General features: G+C 59.8%; 5 protein-coding genes. All 5 read left to right on the top strand.

Annotation, left to right across the window (positions count from 1 at the left end):
- Window positions 1-1,260: energy-dependent translational throttle protein EttA (ettA, locus tag ACK5L9_RS10355; RefSeq protein ID WP_416911383.1), on the top strand; the 1,260-nt coding region annotated here is incomplete at its 5' end.
- 60 nt (window positions 1,261-1,320) lie between these two features.
- On the top strand, window positions 1,321-2,112 hold the full coding sequence (locus tag ACK5L9_RS10350; protein ID WP_416911382.1) for a DUF3800 domain-containing protein: 792 nt from the start codon (window positions 1,321-1,323) through the stop codon (window positions 2,110-2,112).
- Between the two features lie 322 nt (window positions 2,113-2,434).
- The gene (locus ACK5L9_RS10345; protein WP_416911381.1) at window positions 2,435-3,877 is read left to right on the top strand and encodes a mannose-1-phosphate guanylyltransferase/mannose-6-phosphate isomerase; all 1,443 of its coding nucleotides are present in this window, start codon (window positions 2,435-2,437) and stop codon (window positions 3,875-3,877) included.
- Between the two features lie 180 nt (window positions 3,878-4,057).
- Entirely contained in the window at window positions 4,058-4,510 is a 453-nt protein-coding gene (locus ACK5L9_RS10340) for a nuclear transport factor 2 family protein (RefSeq protein ID WP_416911380.1), read from the top strand.
- 19 nt (window positions 4,511-4,529) lie between these two features.
- Complete coding sequence (gene hisI, locus ACK5L9_RS10335; protein ID WP_416911379.1) at window positions 4,530-4,994, top strand: phosphoribosyl-AMP cyclohydrolase; 465 nt, start codon at window positions 4,530-4,532, stop codon at window positions 4,992-4,994.
- Window positions 4,995-5,018 lie beyond the last annotated feature (24 nt).

The following is a 5,018-nucleotide window of genomic DNA, read 5'->3' as shown; positions in this document are numbered from 1 at the left end:
CTCTGGGATCTCGACAGCCAGATCGACGTCGCGATGGAGGATCTGCGCTGTCCGCCCGACGAAGCCGCGGTGACCAATCTTTCTGGCGGCGAGCGCCGGCGCGTCGCGCTCTGCAAGCTCCTGCTCGAAGCCCCGGACATGCTGCTCCTCGACGAGCCGACCAATCATCTCGACGCTGAGACCATCGCCTGGCTGCAAAAGCACCTGATCGAATACAAGGGCACGATCCTGATCGTCACCCACGACCGCTATTTCCTCGACGACATCACCGGCTGGATCCTGGAACTGGATCGCGGCCGCGGCATCCCCTACGAGGGGAACTATTCCGCATGGCTGGAACAAAAGGCCAAGCGGATCGCACAAGAGGCGCGCGAAGACAAGGCCAAGCAGAAGACGCTGGAACGCGAACTGGAATGGATCCGCGCCGGCGCCAAGGCGCGTCAGGCCAAGCAAAAGGCCCGGATCAACGCCTATAACGAAATGGCCAGCCAGTCCGAGCGCGAGAAACTGACCCGTGCCCAGATCATCATCCCGAACGGTGAAAGGCTGGGCAACAAGGTGATCGAGGTCAGTGGCCTGAAAAAGGCCATGGGTGACAAGCTGCTGATCGAGGGGCTGGAATTTGCGCTGCCTCCCGGCGGCATCGTGGGTGTGATCGGACCGAACGGCGCGGGCAAATCCACCCTGTTCCGCATGCTGACCGGCAATGAACAGCCCGATGCGGGCGACATCTCTTTGGGCGACACGGTGCAACTGTCCTATGTCGATCAGTCCCGCGACGCGCTGGACGCTGGCAAGACCGTGTGGGAGGAAATTTCCGGCGGGGCGGAACAGATCGTTCTGGGCGATGCGCAGATGAACAGCCGTGCCTATTGCAGCGCCTTCAACTTCAAGGGCGGCGACCAGCAGAAAAAGGTCGGGCAGTTGTCGGGCGGCGAGCGCAACCGGGTGCATATGGCCAAGTTGCTGAAATCCGGTGGCAACGTGCTGCTGCTGGACGAACCGACCAACGATCTTGACGTCGAGACCCTTCAGGCGCTGGAAGCCGCGCTTGAGGATTTCGCGGGATGTGCCGTGATCATCAGCCACGACCGCTTTTTCCTGGACCGGCTGTGTACCCACATCCTGGCCTTCGAAGGCGAGGCCCATGTCGAATGGTTCGAGGGCAATTTCGAAGCCTATGAGGCCGACAAGGTCCGCCGCCTCGGCCCGGATTCCATCGAGCCAAAGCGGGTGAAGTACAAAAAGTTTACGCGGTAGACCTATTGCAACCACGAGGTAAAAGAGCAATTCTCCACTCTATTTGTGGTGGAGAATTGTATGACAAGCTATGTATTTTACGCTGACGAAAGCGGCAATGTTACGCAGGAACCCGGTATATCCGACGAGGTGGGACCGTCGCGATATCTTTCAATGGGCGGGTGCCTGATCAAAAAATCAGAACTGCGCGCCACCAATGACGTCCTTGACCGGATACGTGAAAAATTCCGAAAGAAGAATAATTTACATGCGACGGATCTAAGCCATGTCCAGAAGCTGTATCTTATCGGAGAAATCATAAAAATAGGTATGCCGTTTTTTGGCGTCGTCAGCGACAAGAACACCCTTCGCGGCTTCAAGGAAAAGTCCGAAGGGAACCCGCAGGACTATTACAACCGGACTGCACTGTACCTTCTAAGCTTGCTTGGACGGTATCTGAAGAAAAGCGGCATAGACTGCAGTGGCGTTGAAATAGTCTTTGAGGAAAGAACGCATGATTACAAAAGGCTTGGGCGGTATATCCGTGCGGTCCAGCGCAAACCGACCGGAGATGGGGTTGATGGCATCACGCGTGTATCTGCAAATAATATTCGGGCGCAATCAAAGAACAACGAGCATCTTTTTGCAATTCCCGATATTTTGGCCCACGGGATATTTTCTGCATTCGACAGAAACAGGAATAATTTCGGCATCACTGAATGTCGGTATCTGCAAGAGATGATGCAAGGATTTTGTCACAACGGACAGGCCGAGCGATTTCACTTGATCAAGTCTGAAAGAATGCAGGACATCTGTGACCCAACTATAAAACTTATGGCTGAATATGGTCTCAAGATTGGTGAACAGGCGTAGAGGTCGTGCAACGGTGAATGACCTGCGGGCGGCGGCGTGCAGCCGCCCGTCAGCCAAGCAGCGGAACTTTGATATGGCTGTCTGGCTATGTTCCGACGCCTGCCCGCAGGCGCAAGACAGGCGGAAGTTTATCAATCACAGGGTGTATAAAGCATTGCCGCACAACTCCTGTCTGGTCTTATCGCAAGGTCTAAGTTAGCCTCGGGGACGGAATGGCGACTCGCGGCCACTTTTACATTGAACTGTTTTGACTTGGATTTGCAGGCAGCGGGCTTGTCCGTTCAAGTGAAACAGCTTTGTCAGAGGCCGCGCCGTGCATGACATGACCTATATCCACCCGATCCTTCTGTGTGGCGGGGCGGGCACCCGCCTGTGGCCGTTGTCGCGTAAAAGCTATCCCAAGCAATTCTCGCGGCTGGTCGGGCAGGACAGCCTGTTTCAGGCTGCTGCACGGCGGATGTCGGGGCCGGGTTTCACGGCACCAGTGGTCGTGACCGGCAATGATTTCCGCTTTATCGTCACCGAACAGCTTGCCGCCACCCGGATCGCCCCGCAAGCCGTGGTGATCGAGCCCGCGCCGCGCAACACCGCCCCGGCCATTCTGGCTGCCGCCCTGCTGCAAGAGATGCAGGAAAACGATTCGCTGATGCTGGTCGCGCCATCCGATCATGTCATCCCCGACGCTGCCGCCTTTCGCGCCGCGGTCGCCGCCGCCGTGCCCCGTGCGCAAGCGGGGGATCTGGTGACATTCGGCATCGCGCCGACCCGCGCCGAGACGGGCTATGGCTGGCTGGCGCTGGCGCAGGGGGCATCCGCCCAAGCGACCGAGCCTCAGCCGCTGGCCCGGTTCGTCGAAAAGCCCGGCCCCGACCGTGCCCGCGCGATGCTGGAATCGGAAAACTGCCTGTGGAATGCCGGGATCTTTCTGTTCACAGCCCGCGCGCTGATTGCCGCTTTTGGCACCCATGCACCGCAATTGCTGGATTCGGTGCGTGCGGCCGTTGCTGCCGCGCATACCGATCTGGGGTTTACCCGGCTGGATGCCTCGGCCTGGGACGGCGTGCCGGATATATCCATCGACTATGCAGTGATGGAAAAGGCCACGAATCTGTGCGTCATGCCCTTTGCGGGGGGCTGGTCCGATCTGGGCGGATGGGAGGCGGTGTGGCAGGAAAGCGGCCCGGACGACGCGGGCAATGTGATCAGCAATCATGCCACGGCCATTGATTGCCGGGGCTCGCTGCTGCGGTCAGAAACCGACCGGCAGGAGCTGGTTGGCATCGGGTTGCAGGATATCGTCGCCGTTGCCATGCCCGACGCGGTTCTGGTCGCCCATCGTTCGTGCGTGCAAGAGGTCAGGCAGGCTGTCGCCCTGCTGGCCGAACGCGAGGTGCGGCAGGCCACGACCTTTCCGACCGATCACCGCCCCTGGGGCTGGTTCGAAAGCCTGGTGACAGGCCCTCGCTTTCAGGTCAAGCGCATCGTCGTCAAGCCCGGAGCGGCGCTGAGCCTGCAAAGCCACCACCACCGGTCCGAGCATTGGACCGTGGTCGAGGGCACGGCACGCATCACCGTCGGCGACGAGGTACGGCTGCTGACCGAAAACCATTCAGTCTATATCCCGCTTGGCGCGGTACACCGGATGGAGAATCCCGGCAAGGTGCCGATGGTCCTGATCGAGGTGCAGACCGGCAGCTATCTGGGCGAGGACGACATCATCCGATATGAGGATCTCTATGCGCGCGGTCAGGGTGCCAACGGCTGACCGGCGGCAGCGGCTTTGCTGGCGGGACTGCATGGCATCCCCGTAAATGCAATGTTATTACATAATGAAATGCGATAGAATCATCGGGGTCTGCAACGTGGTTTTCCGTTCCAGGCCAACCGGAACCGGGTTGCCAGATCTCGCCCGCCAACCACGGACCGAAGCAAGGAGTGCAACACGATGCAGGAGGACGTGACGACCAGTTTCGTCCGGGAGGGCATGTCGTTCGAAGCGGCTGCGCGGCCCTATCTGGCGCAGGTACGCGCGGCTTTGCTGCGGTGGGCCGAGGTCGTATCGTCAGGGCATCTGGAAGATCTGCTTACCCTCTATGCCAGCGACGCCATCCTGGTCCCGACGATGGAAGATGCGGTCGGCGGCCATGCCGATGAACGGCGGGCCTATTTCGAAAGTTTTCTTGCCAACCCGAACCTGCGCTGCCGCATCGACAGCCTGCGCAAGCGGATCAGCCACAAGCTGGGAACGGTCGTCGTCGGTGGCCACTACACCTTCACCTTCGGGCTGGCCGGAACACAGCAGACCCTTCCCGCCCGTTATCTGTTTACCTTCGAGGAAATCGACGGGGCCTGGCTCATCACCGGGCACCACTCGTCGCGTATGCCTTCCTTGTCATGATTCAAGCACGGAAAATGCCATGTCCCTCTTTTCCCCTCGCCTCACCGTGGAACAGGTCGAGGAAGGCCACGGCCTCGCGCCAAAGTTCGGAGCTGACGGCCTGATCCCGGTCGTAACCACCGATGCCGGAAGCGGCGAGGTGCTGATGATGGGCGTGATGAATGCCGATGCTCTGACCCGCAGCATCCGGACCGGCGAGGCGCATTACTGGAGCCGCTCGCGTCAATGCCTCTGGCACAAGGGCGCGACCAGCGGGCTGGTGCAGAAGATCGTCGAAATGAGGATCGATGACGATCAGGACGCGATCTGGCTGCGGGTAGAGGTGTCCGGAGGCGCAAGCTGCCATGTCGGCTATCGCTCGTGCTTCTACCGCGCGGTACCGGTGGGCGGCGCGAAGGTGCCGACCCTGATCTTCACCGAGGCAGAGAAGGTTTTCGATCCCGTTCAGGTCTATGGCGATGCGCCCAATCCGACCCGGCTCTGACGCTTTCCGGATGGCGCTGGCGCT

The sequence above is a fragment of the Paracoccus sp. (in: a-proteobacteria) genome (genome assembly GCF_047973135.1).
Taxonomy (GTDB): domain Bacteria; phylum Pseudomonadota; class Alphaproteobacteria; order Rhodobacterales; family Rhodobacteraceae; genus Paracoccus.
This window is presented reverse-complemented; position numbering and strand designations above follow the sequence as displayed.